Source organism: Vreelandella neptunia (assembly GCF_022489065.1).
In the GTDB taxonomy this organism is placed as follows: Bacteria; Pseudomonadota; Gammaproteobacteria; order Pseudomonadales; family Halomonadaceae; genus Vreelandella; species Vreelandella neptunia_A.
On sequence record NZ_JAKVTW010000030.1, the window covers coordinates 1 to 23,980 of the forward strand.

The 23,980-nt window shown below is 55.1% G+C and carries 19 protein-coding genes; 12 read left to right on the forward strand and 7 right to left on the reverse strand.

Annotated elements, in window-relative coordinates:
- Window positions 1–55 precede the first annotated feature (55 nt).
- On the reverse strand, window positions 56–1,210 hold the full coding sequence (gene lldD, locus MLE19_RS21890; protein ID WP_240720477.1) for an FMN-dependent L-lactate dehydrogenase LldD: 1,155 nt from the start codon (window positions 1,208–1,210) through the stop codon (window positions 56–58).
- 283 nt (window positions 1,211–1,493) lie between these two features.
- On the opposite strand from lldD, the gene MLE19_RS21895 reads away from it, so the two are divergent.
- From MLE19_RS21895 to MLE19_RS21905, 3 genes are read left to right on the forward strand one after another with little or no spacing between them, the layout of a single operon-like run.
- Window positions 1,494–2,267, forward strand: coding sequence for a GntR family transcriptional regulator (locus MLE19_RS21895; protein ID WP_240720478.1), 774 nt, complete (start codon window positions 1,494–1,496; stop codon window positions 2,265–2,267).
- A complete protein-coding gene (locus MLE19_RS21900) occupies window positions 2,264–4,183 on the forward strand; it encodes a sensor histidine kinase (RefSeq protein ID WP_240720479.1) in 1,920 nt (639 codons plus the stop codon). The genes MLE19_RS21895 and MLE19_RS21900 overlap by 4 nt, the downstream gene beginning before the upstream one ends.
- On the forward strand, window positions 4,176–5,558 hold the full coding sequence (locus MLE19_RS21905; RefSeq protein WP_240720480.1) for a sigma-54-dependent transcriptional regulator: 1,383 nt from the start codon (window positions 4,176–4,178) through the stop codon (window positions 5,556–5,558). The genes MLE19_RS21900 and MLE19_RS21905 overlap by 8 nt, the downstream gene beginning before the upstream one ends.
- On the opposite strand, the gene MLE19_RS21910 is transcribed toward MLE19_RS21905, so the two are convergent.
- The 3 genes from MLE19_RS21910 to MLE19_RS21920 all read right to left on the reverse strand — a co-directional run bounded on the left by MLE19_RS21910 (window position 5,534) and on the right by MLE19_RS21920 (window position 8,288).
- On the reverse strand, window positions 5,534–6,205 hold the full coding sequence (locus tag MLE19_RS21910; protein ID WP_240720481.1) for a metal-dependent hydrolase: 672 nt from the start codon (window positions 6,203–6,205) through the stop codon (window positions 5,534–5,536). The genes MLE19_RS21905 and MLE19_RS21910 overlap by 25 nt on opposite strands.
- Window positions 6,206–6,333: 128 nt before the next feature.
- Window positions 6,334–6,879, reverse strand: coding sequence for a gamma carbonic anhydrase family protein (locus tag MLE19_RS21915; RefSeq protein WP_240720482.1), 546 nt, complete (start codon window positions 6,877–6,879; stop codon window positions 6,334–6,336).
- Window positions 6,880–6,947: 68 nt separating this feature from the next.
- Window positions 6,948–8,288, reverse strand: a complete 1,341-nt coding sequence (locus MLE19_RS21920; protein ID WP_240720483.1) for a sodium-dependent transporter — start codon at window positions 8,286–8,288, stop codon at window positions 6,948–6,950.
- 180 nt (window positions 8,289–8,468) lie between these two features.
- Here MLE19_RS21920 and prlC point away from each other — a divergent pair, with 180 nt between their 5' ends.
- From prlC to MLE19_RS21940, 4 genes are all read left to right on the forward strand, one after another.
- On the forward strand, window positions 8,469–10,517 hold the full coding sequence (gene prlC, locus MLE19_RS21925) for an oligopeptidase A (protein WP_240720484.1): 2,049 nt from the start codon (window positions 8,469–8,471) through the stop codon (window positions 10,515–10,517).
- Between the two features lie 80 nt (window positions 10,518–10,597).
- Window positions 10,598–10,849, forward strand: coding sequence for a YheV family putative zinc ribbon protein (locus tag MLE19_RS21930; protein ID WP_071695148.1), 252 nt, complete (start codon window positions 10,598–10,600; stop codon window positions 10,847–10,849).
- A gap of 280 nt (window positions 10,850–11,129) precedes the next feature.
- Entirely contained in the window at window positions 11,130–12,122 is a 993-nt protein-coding gene (locus MLE19_RS21935) for a TAXI family TRAP transporter solute-binding subunit (protein WP_240720485.1), read from the forward strand.
- Between the two features lie 104 nt (window positions 12,123–12,226).
- The gene (locus MLE19_RS21940; protein ID WP_240720486.1) at window positions 12,227–14,428 is read left to right on the forward strand and encodes a TRAP transporter permease; all 2,202 of its coding nucleotides are present in this window, start codon (window positions 12,227–12,229) and stop codon (window positions 14,426–14,428) included.
- 93 nt (window positions 14,429–14,521) lie between these two features.
- On the opposite strand, the gene metF is transcribed toward MLE19_RS21940, so the two are convergent.
- Window positions 14,522–15,364 (reverse strand): methylenetetrahydrofolate reductase [NAD(P)H], encoded by an 843-nt coding sequence (gene metF / locus MLE19_RS21945; RefSeq protein WP_240720487.1) that lies wholly within the window; start codon window positions 15,362–15,364, stop codon window positions 14,522–14,524.
- Between the two features lie 144 nt (window positions 15,365–15,508).
- Here metF and MLE19_RS21950 point away from each other — a divergent pair, with 144 nt between their 5' ends.
- Window positions 15,509–16,444 carry an AEC family transporter gene (locus tag MLE19_RS21950; RefSeq protein WP_240720488.1) on the forward strand — a complete coding sequence of 312 codons (936 nt, stop codon included), beginning with the start codon at window positions 15,509–15,511 and terminating at the stop codon, window positions 16,442–16,444.
- Between the two features lie 17 nt (window positions 16,445–16,461).
- Here the strand turns inward: MLE19_RS21950 and ligB are convergent, their stop codons facing one another.
- The gene (gene ligB / locus MLE19_RS21955; protein WP_240720489.1) at window positions 16,462–18,138 is read right to left on the reverse strand and encodes an NAD-dependent DNA ligase LigB; all 1,677 of its coding nucleotides are present in this window, start codon (window positions 18,136–18,138) and stop codon (window positions 16,462–16,464) included.
- Window positions 18,139–18,265: 127 nt separating this feature from the next.
- On the reverse strand, window positions 18,266–19,486 hold the full coding sequence (gene metK / locus MLE19_RS21960) for a methionine adenosyltransferase (RefSeq protein ID WP_240720490.1): 1,221 nt from the start codon (window positions 19,484–19,486) through the stop codon (window positions 18,266–18,268).
- A 253-nt stretch (window positions 19,487–19,739) separates the two neighbouring features.
- On the opposite strand from metK, the gene tkt reads away from it, so the two are divergent.
- The 4 genes from tkt to MLE19_RS21980 all read left to right on the forward strand — a co-directional run bounded on the left by tkt (window position 19,740) and on the right by MLE19_RS21980 (window position 23,946).
- Window positions 19,740–21,731 (forward strand): transketolase, encoded by a 1,992-nt coding sequence (gene tkt / locus MLE19_RS21965; protein WP_240720491.1) that lies wholly within the window; start codon window positions 19,740–19,742, stop codon window positions 21,729–21,731.
- 3 nt (window positions 21,732–21,734) lie between these two features.
- Window positions 21,735–22,088: a CidA/LrgA family protein gene (locus tag MLE19_RS21970; protein ID WP_240720492.1), complete on the forward strand. Its 354-nt coding sequence runs from the start codon at window positions 21,735–21,737 to the stop codon at window positions 22,086–22,088.
- Window positions 22,078–22,803: an LrgB family protein gene (locus tag MLE19_RS21975; RefSeq protein WP_240720493.1), complete on the forward strand. Its 726-nt coding sequence runs from the start codon at window positions 22,078–22,080 to the stop codon at window positions 22,801–22,803. The genes MLE19_RS21970 and MLE19_RS21975 overlap by 11 nt, the downstream gene beginning before the upstream one ends.
- A 105-nt stretch (window positions 22,804–22,908) precedes the next feature.
- Window positions 22,909–23,946, forward strand: a complete 1,038-nt coding sequence (locus MLE19_RS21980) for a type I glyceraldehyde-3-phosphate dehydrogenase (protein ID WP_240720494.1) — start codon at window positions 22,909–22,911, stop codon at window positions 23,944–23,946.
- The last annotated feature ends 34 nt before the right edge of the window (window positions 23,947–23,980 follow it).

The window sequence follows — 23,980 nt, forward strand, 5'->3', positions numbered from 1 at the left end:
CAGCCGGGTTGGCAAGAGGTTTTTAAAACCAAATTTGATAAAAGCATCAGCGTGCTTAGCTGATATTGCGAATCGAATCTGGAACCAGCGAGTCCATGCCAAGATCAGCAATGCTATGGGCACCTGTAAGGGTCATTGCAACGCGCATCTCCTTTTCAAATAGCTCAAGTAAATGAGCAACGCCTGCCTCACCGGCCGTAGCAAGTGCATAGATGTAAGCGCGCCCAAGCAGTACCGCATCAGCGCCCATCGCGATCATGCGAACCACATCCAGCCCGCTACGCACACCGGAATCGGCCAAAATTGCCAAGTCCCCCTTAACTGCATCCGCTATAGCAGGCAAGGCACGCGCGGTGGAGGGAACGCCGTCAAGCTGTCGGCCACCGTGATTAGACACAACAATCCCATCTGCACCAAAGCGAACCGCATCACGAGCATCCTCAGCATCGAGTATGCCCTTAATAATCATCGGGCCATCCCATTGCTCACGAATCCACTCCAGATCTTTCCAAGAGATGGAGGGGTCAAAGTTATCCCCAAGCCAGGCAATATAGTCTTCAAGCTGAGTGGGTTTACCGCGATAATCCGATACGTTACCCAGGTCATGCGGGCGTCCATGAATGCCCACGTCCCACGCCCATAGTGGATGCATTGCGGCTTGAAGCATGCGTTTCATTGGTCCGCCCTTACCGCTCATACCAGAGTGAGCATCGCGATAGCGCGCGCCCGGCACCGGCATATCGACGGTAAAAATCAGCGTTTTGACGCCAGCGGCCTTTGCTCGCTCCAAGACATGCTTCATGAACCCCCTATCTTTCAGCACATAGAGCTGAAACCAGATGGGCCGATCAATTGCCGAAGCTACTTCATCAATGGGACATACCGATACGGTGGAAAGTGTGAACGGTATACCTTTACTAGCCGCAGCCCGCGCCGCCTGAACTTCGCCGCGTCTGGCATACATACCTGCCAAACCTACCGGCGCAAGAGCAACCGGCATGGCAAGCTTTTCACCGAACAGCTCAGTTTCAAGGGAAAGCGTGGACATATCCTTCAGCACGCGCTGACGCAACGCGATACTGGAAAGGTCCTCAACATTACGCCGGAGCGTATGCTCGGTATAAGACCCGCCGTCTGCATAATGAAAAAGAAAAGGAGGAATGCGACGCTTAGCAGCTTGGCGGTAATCTGTGGATGCTGAGATGATCATAGCGAGCCCTGTATAGTGGGTGCGCTAAACACCGGCGACCCAAAATGAAAATTGGTTTTACCAATTTACAAAAACGTATCGTCAACACTAGTGAGCCGCTATAAGCGTGTCAAACGGAGATACCGCTTTAGAGCCTTTCAGCGCGCTATACTTTAGTTTAAACCCGTTACTTATTGCGACAAATAACGCGAAAACTCGCTTTACCTGCGCTTGAGCTCACTCCTCAAAGCTCTTAATATTGGTCTTACCAATTAAGGGAGCTAATCACCATGGGCTATTCAATATGAGCTACCCACCGCTCCGCCAACAGCGCTTGGCCGACGTCATTACCGAACGCCTTGAAGCTATGATGCTGGAAGGTAGCTTGAAACCCGGGCAACGCTTACCTCCTGAACGCGAATTAGCCGAACGGTTCGGGGTTTCGCGCCCCTCATTACGGGAAGCTATCCAGAAATTAGCCGCCCGCGGCTTACTTACCAGCCGGCAGGGCGGCGGAACCTTTGTTAACGACGACCTTAGCAATGGTTATACCGACCCCTTGTTAGAAATGCTTTCCCGTCACGACGAGTTCAACCTAGATTTACTCGAATTCCGCGATGCAATGGAAGGAATCTCTGCTTATTACGCGGCATTGCGTTCAACACCCGCCGACAAAGCCGTCCTTATCCAACGCTTTGAAGAACTCGATGGCGGTTTTGCCGGTGCGGATCCTATTCAAGAAGCAAAACTGGACGCAGCGTTCCACCTCGCGATTGCCGAAGCCGCCCACAATGTTTTGCTGCTACATACCATTCGCGGCATTTTTCACCTACTAGAGAAGAGTATTGTGAACAACTTGGCCCATTTATTTGCCAAGGAGGGTTCGCGCAGCCAGTTAATGCAGCAGCATCGCGCCCTGCTCAATGCAATTTTGGAGGGTCGGGCTGAGGATGCCCGAGCTCGAGCCCATGAACACCTCGTGTTTGTCGAAGAAGGGCTTCTCGAGATGGCGCGAGCTGAGACGCGGGCCCAGCGCGCCCTTCGCCGCGCCCAAGGCAGTAGCAAGACGCCAGCATGAACAGCGCTGGCATAAATAACCAAACGCCCGCCCCACTGCCCCTGCGCTGGCGACGTCTGTGGCTGCTGGTGGCTTCACTCGGCTTGCTGTTTTGTATGTGGCAGGCCGCCCAACTGGCACGTGAACAAGCTCTTTCCAACTTACAGGACGATGCTGAAAATGAGCTACGGCTGTCTGCCGCTAACTTAAACGGCTATTTACTGCGCTACGACTACCTGCCGCAAATGCTTGCAACGCGGGAAGGGGTGCAGCGCTTTTTGGCCTCTCCTGACAGTCAAGATCCGATGCCACTGAATATGCTCCTGGATCGTTTTCGCTTTACAGCAGGGGTTTCAGACGTCTATTTACTCAATCGCGAAGGCGACACGATTGCGGCCAGTAATTGGCATCGCCCCAACACCTTCATTGGTCAAAACTACGCTTTCCGCTCCTACTACACTGATGCCATAGCCGGGGGCCAGGGGCGATTTTTTGGCTTGGGCATCAAGTCTCTTGAGCGTGGCTACTACTTTTCATCACCCGTGTGGCTAGACGATACCTCCCCCGATGCGCAGCCAGACGGCGTGCTAGTGGTTAAAGTGCTGCTAGATGACGTTGAAGAGAGCTGGGCCGAGCAGGACGCCGAACTATTTGTCACCGATAGCGACAACATCATTTTTATGGCCAGCCACCCTGGGCTGCGTATGAACGCACTCTATTCGCTCACCGATGAACAGCGCCAAAGCCTGCGAGAAACCCGTCGCTATGCCATGGAGCCATTGACTCCTTCCGGCATTGAAGTCGTTGCGCCTTATAGGCTGGGCAGCCAGTTGGTGAGTTTTTCCCAAGGCCCGCTGAGCGAAGGAGACTACCTAAGCCTGACCCGACCTATCCCTGAGTTTGGCTGGCAAATGCATATTTTAAAGCCGTTAACACCGGTCATTAGCGCCCAGTGGATTGCGGCACTGATGGCGGGCGGCCTTTACGGCGTGGTCACGCTAGGCGCGGGTATTGGCTGGCAGCGCCTGAGGCTGCGCCGTGAGCGTGAAGCGTTCGCCGAACGGGAGCGCAACACCTTGGCACGCGTTCGTGATGAGCTAGAAGTCAGTGTGGAACGACGCACCCGAGACTTAGTGGCCAGTAACCAACGCTTGTCTGATGAAATTGAAGAGCGACGCCGCGCTGAAGCCAACTTACGTCAAACCCAAGATGAGCTGATTCAAGCGGCCAAACTGGCGGTCCTGGGGCAACTGGCGGCGGGCATCAACCATGAATTGAATCAGCCGTTGGCGGCTATTCGCGCCTACGCAGAAAACGCCCGCCGCTTCATGGCTCTGGCTCGCCACGACAAGGCGGACGCCAACCTTGAACAGATTGTTGAACTGACAGAGCGCATGGCGGATATCAGCGCGCAGCTACGACAGTTTTCGCGCAAGAGCAGCGAGCGCCAGGAGACGATATCGGTACAAGCCTGTATCGACTATGCCTTACGCCTGTTTCAAAGCCGCCTGCGCGAAAGCAATATCGCTATTATTCAGGATTGGCCTGATGAAACGCTATGGGTTAAAGGCGATTTAGTACGTCTGGAGCAGGTATTGGTTAATCTAATCGGTAATGCGCTCCAGGCGATGAAAGGTGTACCGGCCCCACAACTGACGCTGGGTGCTCATACCCACCAGCAGCAGGTCATTATTAGCGTTAGCGATAATGGCCCTGGCATTCCCAATGAGCACTTAGGGCATATTTTTGAACCCTTTTTTACCACTAAAGCACCCGGGAGCGGTTTAGGGTTAGGGCTCTCGATCTCATCGCGTATCATGGACGATTTAGGCGGCAAGCTACTGGCTGCTAATCATCCCGATGGCGGCGCCAGCTTTACCATTACCCTGCCCCACTCGCCGTTAACCCAAACCCAGGAGAACTCCTCTTATGCATGAGCCGTCGACGCTGCCGGTCATGGTGATCGACGACGAACCGCACCTGCGGATCACCGCCAGCCAAACTCTTGAACTTGCGGGCTATACGCCCTACTGCTTTGAATCAGCGGAACAGGCCCTGGCAGCATTAACCCCGGACTTCCCTGGGGTAATTGTCAGTGATATCCGCATGCCGGGTATGGATGGTATGGCGCTGCTGCATGAGCTACATAGTCGCGACGCCACCCTGCCCATTATTTTAATCACCGGTCATGGCGATATTTCTACCGCCGTAGAAGCCATGCGCGCCGGCGCCTGGGATTTTCTTGAAAAGCCCTTTGCCGGTGATCAATTGCTGGACGTGGTACGCCGCGGCATAGAGAAGCGCCAACTCAGCCTGGAAAACCATCGCCTTAAAGCTGAACTGGAAGTGCAACAGGCCGCACTGGGGCCACGGCTGGTCGGTCGTACCCCGATCATATCGCGGCTGGCCGCCATGATTCAGCGCATCAGCCAAGTAGAAGCCGATGTCCTGCTGTTTGGCGAAACAGGTACCGGCAAAGACCTCGTTGCTCGCGCTATTCACGAACGCAGCGGGCGACGCAACAGTCCATTTATGGCCATTAACTGCGGCGCGGTGCCTGAAAACACCATCGAATCGGAGCTGTTTGGTCATGAAAAAGGCGCCTTCACCGGTGCTGTCGAGCGGCGCATCGGTAAGTTTGAACACGCCAACGGCGGCACGGTGTTTCTGGATGAGATAGAGTCGATGCCCATGGCACTGCAGGTCAAACTGCTGCGGGTACTGCAAGAGCGCAGCGTCGAGCGGCTGGGCGCCAATGAAACCGTTCCTCTTAATATCCGGGTGATTGCGGCCACCAAAGTGGATCTCAAAGCCGCCTCCGAAGAGGGGAGTTTTCGCGAAGATCTTTATTACCGACTGAATGTTGTCACCCTACCGCTGCCCGCACTGCGCGAAAGGCGTGAGGATATTCCCTTGCTGTTCCAGCACTTTGCCGTGGTGGCTGCCAACCGTAGCGGGCTAGAAGCGCCGACCCTCGACAGCCCGGCCATTGCCGCCCTGCTGGCCCATGACTGGCCAGGAAACGTGCGAGAACTACGTAACCTTGCCGAGCGCTACGTACTGCTGGGGGCCGCTTTTGACTACCGCCTGGATGCGCTGCTGGAAGGGGTCAATGCCGATACCGAAGAACCCACTTTACCGCGCCAAGTAGAGCTGTTTGAAAAGAGCCTGATCAGTCAATCACTGGCGCGCTATCACGGCCGGGTAACCGATGTTTGCCGCCACTTAGGCATTCCACGCAAAACTTTTTACGACAAACTTAAAAAACATGGGCTCAACGCCGACGACTATCGCCATAGTAGCGAGCCTTGATGCAGCAGCTCACCCAATACTGACCACGGCGGTACCCAGGGCACCAGCGTTAACGTGGCAATCAGCATGAGTAGATTGGACATCGGGCGACGGCTGTCGCCTAGCTTAAGCGCGGTACCAAACGAACGCTTTAACCGCGCGCCTTCGAGGTCAACGCTGTATATCTCATCTAAACTCAAGTGTATTAAAAACCCAATCAACGTCGCAGCACCGTGAAACCACGCCAGCCCTTCAGGCTGGTTAAGCAGATTAAAGCTTAACGCGGTGGTGAGCAGGCTACACAGCCCGCCCGCTAGCAGCGAGTGCCAAATACCACGGTGCACGGTAAAACGCGAAAATAGAATGCCGGCCAGATAACGAACGCAGAAATAGATCCCACCGCAGGCAATCAATAAAGCCCCCGGCGTCAGCCACGGCTGAAGGAGCAGCGCCCCCAACACCAGGACTGGCACGGAAAGTAAGTTAAATATCAAACGGATAGAGTGTGATCGATCAGCATCAATATCAGGCAGAATACCGCCGAACGTGACTAATGCAATCATCACCACCGCTTGGGAGGGCGGCCAAAACTGACCCTTCCAGCCTGCGTAAGCTATCAGCATGCCGCCCGCCGCTGCTACCGTAATATGCGTGCGAAAATTAGCCATGACGCGGCATCCCAAGTCTGCAAATCAGAAAACTGTATAAATTAACAGATTTTCAGCATCCGCGACATGGCTAATTAAGAAAAAAGGTTGGCAGGCCAACCGCTTAGGAATACTTTAGGCGCGGTTAGCTAGCGTGAGACTTCAGCCAGAAAGCGGTCTTTTAATTTAACGTAGTTACCTGCGGTATAAGGAAAGAAAGCACGCTCCTTCTCTTTTAGTGGGCGCAGCGGCTTGGCCGGGTTGCCCGCATACACATAGCCACTTTCCAGGTGTTTACCGGGAGTTACCACGGCACCAGCGGCAATAATGACCTCGTCATCCACGACCACGCCATCCATTACAATCGCGCCCATACCGACAAGAATCCGGTTTCCTAGCGTGCAACCATGCAAAATTGCTTTATGACCAATGGTCACATCATCGCCAATGGTGAGCGGAAAACCATCCGGGCTAAAGTCGCTTGCGTGGGTAATATGCAGCACGCTGCCATCCTGCACGCTGGTGCGCGCGCCGATCCGGATACGGTGCATATCGCCACGAATCACCGTCATCGGCCACACAGAGCAATCATCACCCAGCCCCACATCACCAATAACCACGCTGGCGGGATCAATATAAACGCGCTTACCCAATTGAGGTTCCATACCTTGATAGCGCCTTAGTGCACTGCTCATAACTCGCTCCTGAGATGTTGGAGGGGAAACGGAGACATTGATCAACTCACTATAGCAATAGCGCTTCGCTACAGTAATCCAGCCAGTAGAACAATAAAGGTCAGCGGAATCGACACCCAGCGGATGATATTACGCCATACCAAATAACCGCGTTCACCCACGCCTAAGGCACTGACCACCCGTTCACGCGGCATGACCCAGGCCGCAAAAATCGCGATAAACAAGCCGCCCAAGGGCAGGAAAACATCCGGCGGTATACTGCTGACAAGCTCGAAGATGTTACGCCCAAACAGCGGCCGAAACTCAGCAAGGGTTGAAAAAGAGAAGGCTGATAGCAGCCCGATCAGCCAGACGCTAAGCGCCACAATCGCCGTCGAAATACTGCGGCGCAGCCCTAAGCCCTGCAGGGTAGCGACCATCGGCTCTGCCAGATTAATCGCCGATGTCCAGGTGGCCAGCAGCAGCAGTAGAAAGAACACACTTAACCACACGGAGCCCCATGGAAGTTCAGAAAAGGCGATAGGCAACGTAACAAACATCAACCCAGGGCCATCGGCAGGATCCATACCCTGAGCGAATACCACTGAGAAAATGGCAATCCCCGCCAGTAACGCCACGCTAATATCGAGCACCGCAACCGCAACGGCGGCTTTAGGCAGGCTTTGCTCTTCGGGCATATAGGCGCCATAGGCCATTAAAGCACAAGCCCCCACCGCCAGAGTAAAGAAGGCATGACCCATGGCATGCACCACCACCGAGGGCGTCAGCGCCTCGAAAGAGGGCAGGAACAGCCACGCCAGCGCCGTGCCAAAACCGTCGGTAGTCGCGGCATAGCCCGCTAAGAGCAGCAGTAAAAGATATAACAGTGGCATCAGCAGGTTATTCAGCCGCTCTAGCCCCTTGGCAACACCAGCCGCCACGACGGTCATGGTCATAAACAGAAACAGCGAGTGGTTAAAAATCAGCAGCCCTGGGTTGGCCAAAAAAGCCTCAAAGCCAGCACCAATCTCAGCGGCGCTAGCGCCATTGAAGTTGCCGTTGACGGAGGCCACTAAAAACTCAATCGACCAACCAGAGACCACCGAGTAAAACGACAAAATACAGAATACGGTGAACGCACCAAACAGCCCCAACCAGCGCCAGTGCCGCGAGGCTCCTGCCTCTGTGGCCAGTGCCCCTAAAGCCTGCATTGGCCCACGCCGCCCGGCGCGGCCAATCAATATTTCCGCCATCATGACCGGGATACCCAGCAGCAATACAAATGCCACGTAAATCAATAGAAACGCCGCGCCGCCGTTCTCTCCCGCCACGTAAGGGAAGCGCCAGATGTTGCCTAACCCCACCGCAGCACCCGTTACCGCCAAGATAAAGGCCCGCTTAGACCCCCAGCGCTCCAGCGTCTCGCTCATCACATGCTCCTGCCATTGGTGGCATTAAAAGGCGGCAAGACTAGCAGGCGCTTGCGCGCAGGCCAAACCTTGGTATTAAACCTAGCATTGAAACGCAGCCCCACTGCCCGCACTGTGTCATCATTATCGCGCGTTTTGCGCTCCCTAACGGTTTTAAAAACGATGCCACTCGAGGTGCCTATGTCCTCCAATCCGCTGCTTGAAACGCACGAGCTGCCCCCCTTTGCTGAGATTCGCGCCGAGCACGTAGAGCCCGCCGTGGAAACCCTGCTAAGCGAGAGTCGCGAGGCTATTGATGGCCTTGCCGCACAGGCAGCCGCCAACCCGCCCAGCTGGGACAATTTCGCGATGCCTCTGGAAGCGGTAAATGACCGACTCACCAAAGCATGGTCACCGGTTTCGCATCTTAATGGCACCATGAACTCCCCGGAAATGCGCGAAGCATACCAAGCCTGTCTTGAGAAACTCTCAGCGTTTGGCACCTGGGTAGGCCAACACGAAGGACTGTTTCATGGCTGGCAAGCGTTGAAAGATGGCCCTGCCTGGGAACACCTGGATGCCGCACAGCGGCGTACCGTGGAGAATGCCCTGCGTGATTTTCGTCTGGCCGGTGTGGACTTACCCGCTGACAAAAAAGCGCGCTACGGCGAAATTCAGTCACGGCTCTCTCTGCTTTCAAACCAGTTCTCAAATAATGTGCTGGATGCCACCCAAGCATGGCACAAAGATATCGATAGCCAAGAAGCGTTAGCGGGAGTACCCGAAAGCGCCCTTGAAACATTAAAAGCCACCGCAGACGCTAAAGGCGTAGCGGGCTACCGGATTACCCTGGACTTCCCCAGTTTCTTCCCGGTGGTTAGTTATGCTGACAACCGCGAGCTGCGCCGCGAGGTGTATACCGCCTTTGTTACCCGTGCCTCAGATCAGGGACCAGATGCAGGCAAATTCGATAATGCGACCATCATGGAAGAGATTTTGGCGCTGCGCAGCGAAATTGCTCAGCTAATTGGTTTTGAGACTTATGCTGATTACTCTCTGGCCACCAAAATGGCAGAATCGCCTGATCAGGTGCTCGACTTTCTTAATGACTTAGCCCGCCGTGCGGTGCCTCAAGCGAAGGAAGAGTTTGCCGAGTTAAGTGCTTACGCCCGTGATGAGCTAGGCCTGGATGCGTTAGAGCCTTGGGATGTTGCCTACGCCAGTGAAAAACTGCGCGAATCGCGCCACGCCATTTCTCAAGAGCAGTTGCGCCCTTACTTTCCCGCGCCACGCGTGGTTGATGGTTTATTTCAAGTGGTCGAGCGTCTTTACGGTGTGCGCTTTGAAGAAGATACCGAAGCGCCGCGCTACCACGCTGACGTGCGCTATTTCCGCATCACTGAAAACGGCCAGCCGATTGCCGGTTTTTATCTGGATCTTTACGCTCGAGAAGGTAAACGGGGCGGGGCCTGGATGGCTGATTGCCGCGTTCGTCGCCAAACAGAGCAGGGCCTGCAACTGCCGGTCGCTTTTCTGACCTGCAACTTCACTGCCCCAGTAGGTGGGCGGCCTGCACTGCTCACCCACGATGAAGTCACTACGCTGTTCCATGAGTTTGGACACGGCCTTCACCACATGTTGACCAAGCAGCATATTGCCGATATATCCGGTATTAATGGTGTTGCTTGGGATGCGGTCGAACTGCCTAGCCAGTTTATGGAAAATTACTGCTGGGAGCGTGAAGGGCTGGATCTGCTCGCCAAGCATGTGGATAGCGGCGAACAGCTGCCTGCAGAGCTACTTGAGCGTCTGCAGGCTGCCAAGAACTTTCAGTCCGCCATGGGCATGATGCGTCAAATTGAGTTCTCGCTGTTTGATTTGCGACTGCACCACGAGCTTAGCGCTCCCACCGCCAGTGAGGTGCAAGGCTTATTAGATGAAGTACGTGATGCCGTATCAGTACTGCCAAAAGTTTCATACAACCGTTTCCAGAATAGCTTTGGCCACGTGTTCGCCGGTGGCTACGCAGCCGGCTATTACAGCTACAAGTGGGCGGAAGTACTCTCGGCGGATGCCTGGAGTGCGTTTGAAGAAGCTGGCATTTTCGATCCTGAAACGGGACAGCGCTTTCGTCGTGAAATACTCGAACAGGGCGGCGCACGAGACGCGGCTGAACTGTTTGTCGCCTTTCGTGGCCGTGAGCCCAGCGTCGAACCGTTGCTGCGCCACTGCGGCATTCGCGCTGCTTAACCTTCGTTCTTAACGAGACGTCTATAATTTCTATTCAGCGGCGCCTTGGGCGTCGCTCATTTGTAGCCTAGGAGCCCACTATGTCGACTGTTAAGCGCTTTATTGCGGGCGTAACTTGCCCGCGCTGCGCGGCGATGGATCGTATCCGCGCCTGGGAACAAAACGGCATTCGCTATCGCGAGTGCGTCAGCTGCGATTTTTTTGAGCAACTGCCCATCGAAGAAGATGCGCTTACCGAAATGACAACCCGTGTGAACCAGGTACGCGATGATCAGAAACAGCAGGATGTACAGCCCGTACGCATCCTGGATCCGGGCAAGCCTTCTCGCTAGCCTCTCTAGCACCGGTTTTTTCCAAAAGAGCATCACATGTGTGCGGTTATCCGCACACCAAACAGCCAATTGCGTGCGAATAATCGGACACAATCGAGGAAAGCACTTTCCACCAAAGTTGAATAAAAAATTTATAAGCAACTGATTTTAAAATAATAAAAATTAGATGGCACAACTATCGCTGTTATAACTGCTGCATAGCCTGATTAATGCCGTTCGACGAGTGGTATTGATCGGAACCATCAGACTATAACCCCAATAACAGCTAGGAACTTTCGCCATGCGCAATCAAATGCCTAAAACGTTCACTCTACTTGCCAGCAGTGCGCTGCTTGTTGCGGCTGCCAGCAGTGCCCAAGCGCAAGCAGACCGCTCCGATTGGCCCGATAACTTTACCGTCGGTACAGCAAGCCAAGGCGGCACTTACTTCGTTTACGGTTCAGGCTGGGCGAACTTTATCGCCGACGAATTAGGTGTTTCTGGCGGCGGTGAAGTCACCGGCGGCCCTACTCAAAACTTGGCGCTCGTGCACACAGGCGACATGGCATTTGGCTTAACCACCATGGGCCCCGCTTCTGATGCCATTAAAGGCGAAAGCCCGCTGGCTCCAGGCATGGCAATGGACAATGTGTGTGCCATGTTCCCCATGTACGAAACACCGTTCTCCATTACTGCGCTCTCTGACAGCGGCATCGAGTCTATCTCCGACATTCCGGATGGTGCACGTATCGGTTTTGGCCCCGCTGCCTCAACGTCTGACACCTACTTCCCCGCCATCTTAGAAACCCTAGGCGTTGACTTTGAGCGCCGTAATGGCGGCTGGTCAGACCTGGGCGGCCAATTGCAGGATGGTCTGCTTGACGTTGTCGCCTTCGCTGCAGGCATCCCGATCCCCGCCGTTAGCCAGTTGGAAGTACAAACGGACGTTAATATCATTGAATTTAACGAAGAAGAGCTGGCCACGGTACTTGAAAACTACCCCGTCGCTGAATTCATGATCCCGGCGAACACATATACAACGCTTGAAGAAGACGCTCGCGCTGTCTCCATGTGGAACTTCGCTATCGCTGGCTGTGATCTTCCGGAAGATTTCGTTTACGAAGTCACCAAGGCCACCATGGAAAACAATGACCGCATGCGCTCCATCCACCGCAGCGCGGAAACCACCATTCCAGAAAACATCAAGCATAACACCGTGCTGCCGTTTCATCCCGGCGCTGCACGCTGGTACGAAGAGAACGGCTATGAAATTGCTGATGACATGATCAACTAAGCAACCTTCATGACCCTGACTGCCCCGCTACCGGCTTACCCGGGCGGGGCAGCTTTCGCTGCTGATATCCTTTTGTCTGCTTTTTGCTTTGAGGGTGAACTCTAATGAGTCACAAAACCGACCAAGAACCTAATGGTCTAAAGGATGAAGACCAGCCGGCTTCTGCGATTCCAGACACTATTGCCGATGGTGTCGATGAAGAAGTTGTTGAATCTAATCGCCGTTTATTTACTGGCTGGCAGTTTTTACTGTTTGCAGCATTAGCGATTGCTTACTCAAGTTTTCACCTGATTTCACTCAATGTGTACCCGATGGAAACGTGGTCGTTTCGTATCGTGCACATTGCTGGCGCGCTTATTTTAGGTTTTGGGCTTTATACTGGCACACACTTTGCCGAGGATGATCACCACCAGTCGTCTACTGGGATGAGGTGGTTAAGTTACGCGCTGTTGATCCCTGCTGCTTATACGTTAGTCCAGGTGTTCTTAATGCAGCAAACGCTTAACGGCGGTGCCATGCGCATCGACCCAAGCATCGAAAACTGGCATTACGGTTATCCGCTAATGGCCACAACGGCGGGCGCAATTGTGCTGTCGTGGTTTTATCGTCAAGCGCGTCACCGTTTTAACCCTGCCGACTTGGTGCTTATGGTATGTGCGCTAGCCAGCGCAGGCTATTTGCTGATGGCCTATAACACCAATATGCGCATGTCGACCGGTACATCCTTTGCACCAGCAGGTATATCCTGGGCGGCCATTGCAGGTTCACTGCTGATTTTAGAGCTGACCCGTCGTGTGGCTGGTCTGGCACTGGTGGTAATTTCTGCGGTCTTTTTGACCTACGTTTTCGCCGGCCAATATTTGCCTGGGTTCTTAGGTTATCCAGGTTTATCCGTGCAGCGATTCTTTAGCCAGGTGTATACCGATGCGGGCATTCTCGGCCCCACCACTGCGGTGTCCTCCACCTATATCATTCTGTTCATTATTTTTGCCGCTTTCCTGCAAGCGTCTAAAGTCGGCGACTATTTTGTTAACTTCGCGTTTGCTGCGGCAGGCCGCGCCCGCGGCGGGCCAGCCAAGGTGTCTATTTTTGCCTCTGGCCTGATGGGCATGATTAATGGCACATCGGCAGGTAATGTTGTTTCTACTGGCTCTTTGACCATTCCGCTGATGAAGAAAGTCGGCTACCCCGCACGTAGCGCGGGTGCGATTGAAGCAGCAGCCTCCACGGGCGGGCAAATCATGCCTCCGATTATGGGCGCTGGCGCGTTCATCATGGCCGAAGTCACCGGCATTCCGTATACCGAAATCGCCATTGCCGCCATCATTCCGGCGATACTTTACTTTGCTTCCATCTACTTTATGGTCGACTTTGAAGCCGCCCGTAAAGGCATGCGCGGCATGCGCAAAGATGAGATCCCGCTATTTTCCAAACTGATAAAACAGGTATACCTGTTTGCGCCGATTATTATTCTGATTGTCGCGCTGTTTATGGGCTATTCAGTGATCCGTGCCGGTACCTTGGCAACGGCCTCCGCCGCGGTAGTCAGCTGGATTTCGCCTAACAAAATGGGCATTCGTGCCATTCTCAGAGCCCTTCAGTTAGCCGGTATCATGTCGATTCAAATTATCGCCGTGTGTGCCTGTGCGGGCCTAATTGTGGGCGTTATCTCACTCACTGGCGTTGGCGCTCGTTTCTCTTCCTTACTGCTGGGCTTGGCTGGCGTTAGTCAGTTGCTTGCGCTCGTTTTCGCTATGCTGATTAGCATTTTGCTTGGCATGGGTATGCCCACCACTGCCGCTTACGCCGTCGCTGCCTCCGTGGTCGCGCCTGGTTTAATCAACATCGGCATTGAGCCCCTGGTTGCTCACTTCTTCGTGTTCTATTTCGCGGTTGTCTCGGCGATTACTCCGCCGGTTGCCTTGGCCTCCTATGCTGCTGCCGGTATTTCGGGTGATAACCCCATGGGCACATCGGTAGCATCGTTCAAGATTGGTCTGGCCGCGTTTATTGTGCCGTTTATGTTCTTCTACAGCCCCGCCATGTTGATGGAAGGCTCACCGATGCAGATTCTGCGCGTTGGGGTCACGGCAACGCTGGGTATTGTACTGCTCTCCGGCATGGTGCAGGCATGGTTCTTCGGGCCGGTTAATATTTGGCAGCGCCTGCTGATGCTGGTGGGGGCGATGTTTATGATCTATGGCGGTATCTATACCGACGTACTTGGCCTCGCGATTGGCATCGTGCTCTTTGTTATGCAGCGCAAGCTACACGGCGGAGGTAACAAAACGGCGCAAGCTGGCTAATTGATGTAAACCGCCTAACGGCAAGACTAAAAAACCCCGCTCAACATTTTGTTGAGCGGGGTTTTTAATGCGTGGATAGCGGGAAAAATAAGCTTAGTCGGTCAGATTATCGACGATCTTGAGTACCGGCGCGGACTGGTTAAGCGTGTAGAAGTGCAGGCCTGGCGCGCCGCCATCCAGCAAGCGTTGGCAAAGACGGCTGACCACATCGGTACCAAAGGCAGCAATTGCTTCGCTGTCGTCGCCATAAGATTCCAACTGCTTGCGGATCCAGCGCGGGATCTCGGCTCCGCAGGCATCAGAGAAACGCGCAAGCTTAGTGTAATTAGTAATTGGCATGATGCCGGGGATAATCGGCTGTTCGACGCCCAGCGCGCGGGCTTTATCGACAAAGTTGAAATAGGCATCGGCGGTGAAGAAGTATTGGGTAATTGCCATATTGGCGCCCGCCTTCATTTTCCGCGCAAAGTTTTCTACGTCTTTATCAAGGTTAGGCGCCTGAGGATGAGACTCAGGGTACGCCGCCACTGCAATGTCGAAATGGTCGCCGGTTTCTGCACGAATAAACTCAACCAGTTCGTTGGCATAACGTAGCTCGCCAATGCTACCCATACCGGAGGGCATGTCACCACGCAGTGCGACTAAACTGTCGACGCCCTCCTCGCGGTACTGCGCCAGCAGATCACGCAGCTGGGCTTTCTCACTGCCAATACAGGAGAGGTGTGGCGCGGTCGTGATGCCACTCTCACTCACTGCACGCACTACCTCACGGGTGCGAGCCTGAGTCGAACCACCTGCACCGTAAGTCACCGAGAAAAAACGGGGTTTCCGGGCGGCCAGTTCATCGCGAACGTGGATCAGCTTGTCGCGCCCAGCATCAGTATTGGGCGGGAAGAACTCAAAGCTAATACCTAGCGGATGCTCGTGGCTGCTCATAGGATTTCCTTATTTATGATCAATAGTGATGATATTTTGAGGTATTCTCGCTTTTCCATCGCGCTGGGGCTAATGAAAGATTTCACGCTCGGCCTTTAATCCGGCTCATGTTCGTCAGTCACTACACATATTACGGGAGGGTAAATGGATCTTGCACCTGGGGCACTGGTTGGGCCATTACTGATGTTACTGAGCTATGTGGCGTTAGGTTGGCTTGCCGCGCGACGGCTAAAATTAGACCCTCGCCCCATTGCTACACTGCTGGTTTACCTGATTGCCCCCTTTACGATTTTTCGCGCGCTGATGAACGGTGGGCCTACACCTGACTATCTATTGCTCACATTAGCGTTGTTCATTGTGGCAAGCCTAATGGCAATGGTGGTACAACGCATTACTCGTCACCGCTTTGGCGAGCAGGAAGCCGCCCTACTGGCGTTCTCCTCAGGGACAGGCAACACCGGTTATTTCGGCTTACCGATTGCATTGATTTTGCTCCCCCCCGAGGGCGTTACCCTTTACCTATTCTGCATGCTGGGGATTAACATTTACGAATTTACCGTGGGCTTTTATCTCAGCGCGCGTGGGCGTTTTTCGGTGCGGGAGAGCCTAATCAAAATTTCTCGCTTACCGCTTATCTATGCGTTCCTGCTCGCACTGCTGCTTAGCGCACTCAAGGTAACGGTACCTGCTTCATTGATGGATTCCTTGGCAGTATTTCCCGCCACCTACACGCTGCTGGGTATGATGATTATTGGCATGACGCTTAGCCAAGTGACGCTTTCCGCCTGGGATACGCGCTTTGTAGCCGCCTGCACAGGACTGCGCTACCTAATGTGGCCATTGGTCATGCTAGTGGCCGTTTTGATACTGCAGGGGGTCGCGCCACTCTCCACAGAGCTGGCCTTAGCGCTGTTATTGGTGGGCGTGGTGCCCATGGCCGCCAATGTGGTGGTGGTGGCAATGGAGCTGGGCATTCAGCCACAAAAAGGCGCGTTAGCGGTGCTGGTCACCACACTGCTCGCCCCGCTGCTGATTCCGCTTTACCTCGGTTTAATGCTGCGCCTCACTGGGCTTGGCTAAGGCCTGAACAGTCGGCGCTAAAACCCTGCAACGCCCGCTTGCTGCAGTTCTCGGGCCATAAGCTGCACTTCCGGGTGGCTGAAAAACGCGACCAGCGCCTCAGCGCGCACTGGGCCGACGCCTGGAACGGCTTGCCACTGCTCGCGCTGATAGCTCGCTAAATCATCCCAATCTCCGCGAGCCGCCTCACTACCCGGTGGCGCGCCCAACGCACTTAACCAGGACGCAAACGGTTGACCACGGGCGACTTGAAACTGCTCATTGAGCGAGGCGGCGGTGACCTCGCCAATGCCGTAGGCCTTGCGAAGCTGGCGTGGTTCAACGTTCAGCCAGTCGAGTAACTGCGTGACTACACCTGCCTCCATCAACGATTGCCAAGTACCTTCACCGATACCCTGCATACCCAGTTGCTCACCCAGGTAGCTCAACCGCGCCAGCAGTTGGCTTTCGCAGCCAGGGGTTAATTCAAAACAGCTCAGCAAATGGTAGCGCTGCGGGGTTGGTGCGCTCAGCGGCGAACGCTCCTGGGTATGCCACACCACCTCGGTTAGCTGGGGAATCGTTAACCCGGCCAGCGAGATCGCCACTTGGTCACCAGGGCGAACACCCAAGGATTCCCAACGCTCCAAAGAGCCTAAAGAGACCCGGCTAATACGCCGCCCTTCTAACAGTACAGGATTGAGCCATACCAGCGGCGTTACTCGCCCGGTGCGCCCGACGCGAAACTCAATACCGCGCACTTCCGCCAGCGCCTGCTGGGCCGGGTATTTCCAGGCAATAGCCCACGCCGGTGGCGACGATGACCAGCGGGTTCCGCCAGGGCGCTCGGCCTGTTTGATCACTACGCCGTCGGTGGCAAACGGCAACGGGCCATTGAACCAGACATCGCGCCAGTAGGCGGCATCCCGACGGTCATCTAATGGATAGGTGTAATCAGCGCTATCAAAGCCCAACGCGGTGAGTTGCGACAATCTAGCCGCCATCTCAGTAGGGCCATCGGGCCAGCCCCAGACAAACAGGCCAATACGTTCAAGAGTGGCTTCGGTAGGGGAAGATTGTGCCATTGCGCCTGCCACGGCACCACGCGCACCTGATGAGGGCGAACGCGACTGAACGTGCTGGTTCAGCCGCCAATAAAGCTCGCCCTGGAGCACCGCAGAAACAGGCTCAGGCAGCGTATTGGGAACAGCGGGTAACTGACGAATCCGGCTTGTCCAGTCCTGGCCCCGCTCGCCGTCGCCACGGCTAACGGCTTCGACCAATTCGCCATCAGCATAGCGCAGCGTAATCGCAACGCCGTCTACTTTAGGCTGAATCCACAGGTTTTCGCGACGGCTGGTAAAGCGCCTAACGCCATCGTCATCGGCTTTATTGAGACCACGCTGGGCCGCTGGGTGCTCAAGGGTGCCGCTACTGCGGGTCACCCGCGTCAGCGGATGATGTTCAGGTTCTGCGCCTAAACAACGCTGCCAGTTGGCCAGGTGCTCCACGGCTTGGTCGTAAAGGACATCGTCGATCAGCGCAACTCCCTCTTGATGATAAGCGATATCCCAATACTCAACATGTTCTGCAAGCGCCTGGCTTTCGCGGGTTAAGCGCTCCTCAGGCCAATCAGGACACTCGGCAGCTTGTGCGGAAAAAGTGACAAGCCAGACCAAGCCACCCAACAACCACGCCCTTACACTCAATAGCATTACCTACCCCCTCGCGTTAACGCCTCTGCCTTTGGACTTAGCCTATCGCAACGGGCATAAAAAAAGCCCCCGGCCGGAGCCAAAGGGGCGATTTCATCCATTGCTTACAAACGGTGTAGCGAATGTCTTACAAATGGGCGGCCTGACGCAGCGCATCGGCTTTATCAATTTTTTCCCACGGAAAGGCGGTAAAGGTTTCCGTATGCTCTTCGCCTTTATCGTCACTCCAGGTGTAGCTGTGCTCGAACGGCGCACGGCCAAAGTGGCCATAGGCGGCGGTAAGCTGATACATCGGATGCAGCAAGTCGAGCATTTTAGTGATCGCGTAGGGACGCAGGTCAAAATGTTCACGCACTAACGCAACGATCTGTTTATCGTCAATTTTGCCGGTACCAAAGGTATCGATCGACACGGAGGTGGGCTCGGCAACACCAATAGCGTAGGAGACCTGAATTTCACACTTGTCAGCGAGGCCCGCGGCCACCACATTCTTAGCCACGTAGCGGCCCGCGTAGGCGGCGCTGCGGTCAACTTTAGACGGGTCTTTGCCTGAGAACGCACCACCACCGTGGCGCGCCATGCCGCCGTAGGTGTCGACGATGATCTTACGCCCGGTCAGGCCGCAATCGCCTACTGGGCCACCAATCACAAATTTGCCAGTCGGGTTAATGTGGTATTGGGTGCTCTCATCCAGCCATTCAGCAGGAATCACTTGCTCAATGACCTCCCGCTTGATCATTTTGCGCAGTTCTTCCTGATCGATGTCGGGATCGTGCTGGGTGGAGAGAACGATGGCATCCACACCACAGGGCTGGCCTTCGGCGTTATAGCGAAAGGTTACCTGGCTCTTGGCATCCGGGCGTAGCCATGGCAATAGGCCATTTTTACGCAACTCAGCCTGACGCTCGACCAACCGGTGGGAGTAGTGGATCGGGGCCGGCATAAACGAATCGGTTTCGTTGGTCGCATAGCCGAACATCAGGCCCTGGTCGCCAGCGCCCTGATCTTCCGGTTTGCTGCGGTCAACACCCTGGGCAATCTCGACACTCTGCTTACCGATCAGGTTAACAACGCCGCAGGTCGCGCCATCAAAGCCGACGTCGGACGAGTTATAGCCAATGCTGATAATCACATCGCGCACGAGGGTTTCTAAATCAACCCACGCCGAGGTGGTAATTTCACCGGCAATGATCGCCACCCCGGTTTTGACCATGGTTTCACAGGCAACACGCGCCTGTTTATCACGGGCGATGATGGCATCTAACACCGCGTCAGAGATCTGATCGGCAATCTTATCGGGATGACCTTCGGAGACGGACTCGGAAGTAAACAGGGAATATTCGCTCATCGCGCACTCGACCCTCTGTATGACGGCTGTATGTAATCCACAGCATCAGCAGGAAATCATGGCAGGAGAACCCTGCCCGTAAAAGAAGCGGCAATACCGCCTCGGGAGGCAGAGTCTACACGCTGTCGGCTAAGCTTCCCAGAACGTGGTTACCAGAATTTGCCACCCCATTTACCGCTGCATTTGCCGCAACATGGGAAGTCAGCGACAATAGCGCCTTTATAATTTCTGTTTTCAGGCGAGGAGCACCCCCATGCCGTCCCGTTTTGAGCTAGCCAATGCCATTCGCGCCCTGTCCATGGATGCCGTTCAGAAGGCCAAATCCGGCCATCCGGGCGCCCCTATGGGCATGGCTGATATTGCCGAGGTGCTATGGAATGACTACCTCAAGCACAACCCCGAAGACCCCAAGTGGGCCGATCGTGATCGGTTCGTGCTCTCCAATGGCCACGGCTCCATGCTGCTTTACTCGCTGCTGCACCTCAGCGGCTATGAGTTAAGCCTGGAACAGCTGCAGAATTTCCGCCAGCTTCATTCGCCCACCGCGGGCCACCCTGAATTTGGCTACGCACCCGGCATTGAAACCACCACTGGCCCGCTCGGGCAGGGCTTTGCCAACGCGGTAGGTTTCGCGATTGCTGAAAAAACCTTGGCCGCACAGTTCAACCGCCCAGGGCACACGATTGTTGACCACCACACCTGGTGCTTCGTGGGTGATGGCTGCTTGATGGAGGGCATCTCCCATGAAGCAGCCTCTTTAGCTGGCACCCAGCAGTTGGGCAAGCTGATCACGGTCTACGACGACAACGGCATCTCCATTGATGGTGAAGTGGAAGGCTGGTTTACCGATGATACCGCCAAGCGTTTTGAAGCTTACGGCTGGCACGTGGTGCCGAACGTGGATGGTCACAAGCCGGAAGAGATCAAAGCCGCGATCGAGCTGGCCAAGAGCCAGGACGATAAGCCAAGCCTGATTATCTGCAAAACGATCATTGGCTTTGGGGCGCCCAACAAGCAGGGCAAAGAGGACGCCCACGGCGCGCCACTTGGTGATGATGAGGTGGCCTTGGCACGCACGCAGCTAGACTGGCCCCACGCCCCCTTCCATATCCCTGAGCCCATTTACTCGGCCTGGGATGCTCGCGATGCGGGCAAAGCTGCCCAGCAGGTCTGGGAAGAGCGTTTTACGCGCTACGCTGAGGCTTTCCCCACGGAAGCACGTGAGTTTAAGCGCCGCATGAAGCGCCAGCTGCCTACTGAGCTGGCTACTGAAGCACTGATTGAGCAGGCCCAGGAGCGCGGCGAGACCATTGCGTCACGCAAAGCCTCCTTTGAGGTGTTGAATGCCATTGGCCCGCAAATGCCGGAACTGCTGGGCGGTAGTGCCGATCTGGCACCCTCTAACCTGACTTTCTGGAAAGGCGCCAAAGCGATCACCCCGGAAGATGCCAGCGGCAACTATCTGCATTACGGCGTGCGTGAGTTTGGCATGGGGGCGGTTATGAACGGGATCGCCCTGCACGGTGGCCTGGTGCCTTACGGCGCGACTTTCCTGATCTTTATGGAGTACATGCGTAACTCGATCCGCATGGCGTCATTGATGGGTCAGCAGGTAATTTACGTGTTTACTCACGACTCCATCGGCCTGGGTGAAGATGGCCCGACCCACCAACCGATTGAGCAGCTCACCAGCCTGCGCACGACGCCGAATCTGAACACCTGGCGCCCCTGTGACGCGGTGGAAACCGCCGCCTCTTGGGATGCCGCCATCAAGCGTCACTCGGGTCCCACGGCGTTGGTACTCTCTCGCCAGAATCTACCTCATCAGCAGCGCACCAAAGCGCAGCTGGCATCTATTCAAAACGGGGCGTATGTACTGAAAGACAGCGAAGGTACGCCCGAGCTGATTCTGATTGCCACCGGTTCAGAAGTGTCGTTGGCGATGGACGCTGCCGCCGAGCTTGAGCAGCAGGGCAAAGCGGTACGCGTGGTCTCCATGCCATCGGCCTATCGCTTCAACGGTCAAGACGCCGAATACCGTGAGAGCGTACTGCCTAAAGCGGTCACCAAGCGTATCGCCATCGAAGCTGCTCATGCCGACTACTGGTACAAGTATGTAGGTCTGGAAGGCCGTGTGATTGGCATGACCACCTACGGCGAATCAGCGCCGGCGGGGGATCTGTTCAAACACTTCGGCTTTACCGTCGAGAATGTGGTCAAGCAAGCCAACGAACTGCTCGGCTAAGCCATGCCCGCCCTCAGTGGCTTTCTATGGTTGATTAGCTACTGGCTGATCGGTGAAGTGGTGATCTATTTCACTGCTTTGCCGATCTCGTCAGGCGTTATTGGCATGCTGCTACTTTGCGTTACGCTCGCCATGCGTGGTCGCGTTCCTAGCAGTATTGCTGCTGCCGCCCAGCCACTGATTGCCCTGCTCGCCATGCTGATTATGCCCGGTGTTGTTGGGGTGTTTTTCATCATCGGCGAGCTGTCCGGGCAATGGAGCGCGATTCTCATCGCGTTATTACTGGGCACGCTTCTCAGCGTGGTGACAACGCTTTGGTTGCTCAAACGGCTGATCAAACCTACCCATGTCCGCTGATACATCGCTACTTACCCTGTTAACGACTACCCCTCTGTTTGCAGTAGGGTTAACGCTGACGGCTTATCTCATCGGTAACGGGGTTTTTCAGCGTCTAAAACGCCCCTCCTGGCTGCCCGCCATCTTAATTGCGGCGCTGCTACTGGCCGGGGCATTAGCGCTGATGGGGCTGCCTTACGCCACTTATCATCAGGGAGCCACTTGGCTCACTGTGCTGCTGGGGCCTGCTACCGTAGCGTTGGGTATGCCGCTTTACCAGCAGTTGCCGCGTATCGTTGAGCTATGGCGGCCACTGGCGATTTGCCTGCCCATTGCCGCTACGCTGGCCGCGTTCTACTCGCTGGCGATTGCTTGGCTACTGGGTAGCTCTGACACCATACTCGCCTCTCTTGCCGCTAAATCGGTGACTGCCCCTATCGCTATCGGTATTACCGAGCAGTTGGGCGGTACGGTGGCGCTTCTCATGGGGGCATTATTGATTACCGGCGTGGCGACGATACCCTGCGTCAGTCTTACCGCGCGGTTTTTGCGCATTGATGACGAGCGCTTAATCGGTTTTGCGCTTGGGCTTAACGGACATGCCATTGGCACTGTCAGAGCCTTTGAGATTAGCCCAACCGCCGGGGCTTTTGCATCGTTAGGGATGAGCCTAACCGGCATTTTCACCGCCGTGCTGCTACCGCTCGCTTGGCGACTGATAGGCATGGGGAGCTGACGGGGAAACGCCGCCGCTAAGAATCGCTGGCTGAAATGCGTTATCATCCCGTAGGTTTCGACTCCATTTTGTTCATTGACTCACTTTTAAGAGCCACCCTTCTGCATGGCTAATTCTGCTCCCAGATATCGCATCGCCATTAACGGTTACGGACGCATTGGCCAATGCGTGCTGCGAGCCCTCGTTGAGCGGCATCACCCCGAGCTTGAAGTGGTCGCCATAAATGAGCTCTCTGATCTTGCCACCATTACCTATCTGACACGCTACGATACTACCCATGGCCGCTTTCCAGGCGATGTCGACCATGATGGTCAGTGCCTTATGGTCAACGGTCAGCGCATTCAGGTGTTGTGCGAACGGGATCCACGCAAGCTTCCCTGGAAAGCGCTTGATGTGGATCTCGTTTTAGAGTGTTCTGGGAGCTTTAAAGATCGCGCTACCGCCGAGCAGCATCTAGAGGCTGGCGCTAAACGCCTACTGTTTTCTCAGCCTGCTGAAAATGACGTCGATACCACCATCGTCTGGGGCATCAACGAGAGTGAGTTAACGCTATCTCAGCGAATTCTCTCTGCCGCCTCGTGCACTACCAACTGTCTTGTACCGCTGTTAACCATTCTGGATGAAGCTCTCGGCCTTGAGCACGGCGTCACCACTACCATTCACTCGGCGATGAATGATCAACCGGTCATTGATGCCTATCATCAAACCGATCTGCGCCTTACTCGCTCGGCAATGCACTCTATCGTACCGGTCGATACAGGCCTGGCACTGGGTATTAGCCGCCTGATGCCCCATCTGGCGGGCCGCTTTGAGTGCCTGCACGTACGTGTTCCAACCATCAATGTCTCTGCCATGGATGTAGCGCTGACGGTCAGCCGCGATACTCACCGTGATGACGTCAATGCGCTACTTTTGGCCGCGAGCCAGCAGCGCTTAAAGGGCGTTCTTGGCTATACTGAAGCGCCGATGGCATCCGTTGATTTCAACCACGATCCGCGCTCAGGCATTCTGGACGCCACGCAAACCCGGGTGGCGGGCAAGCGTCTTATCAAACTGCTGTGCTGGTTCGATAACGAGTGGGGGTTCGCCAACCGAATGCTCGATATTAGTCAGCGGCTGGCCACACTTTCGGCACAGCCGTAAACTGTTTTACCTTTAGTTCAACGGCATAAACACG